The following is a 228-nucleotide window of genomic DNA, read 5'->3' on the forward strand; positions in this document are numbered from 1 at the left end:
GTAGGGCGAACTCGGATTCAGGACCTCCAGGGGCGCGTACAGGCTTCCGGCCGGAGGCCTCGCCAAGCCGGCGGAAGCAACATTCAGCGCACCGGATCCGTCCTTGCCCACAGCGCGGACCACGGCACGGTCGAAGGAGAGCATCGGCGTCCCAGGCATTTGTGCCGGAGGGTCAGGATTGGGATCGATCACGGCGGTCTGCGCGTCCGGGGGCACGAGGGTCCCCAG

Annotated in this window: 1 protein-coding gene; it reads right to left on the reverse strand. The window is 68.4% G+C overall.

The annotated features are described in order from the left end of the window. Positions 1-192, reverse strand: a 192-nt coding sequence (locus SB764_RS45285; protein WP_410867479.1) for a hypothetical protein, incomplete at its 3' end; no start/stop codon positions are given. Between the last annotated feature and the right edge of the window lie 36 nt (positions 193-228).

The organism is Paraburkholderia sp. SIMBA_027 (assembly GCF_046535315.1).
GTDB classification, from domain to species: Bacteria; Pseudomonadota; Gammaproteobacteria; order Burkholderiales; family Burkholderiaceae; genus Paraburkholderia; species Paraburkholderia tropica.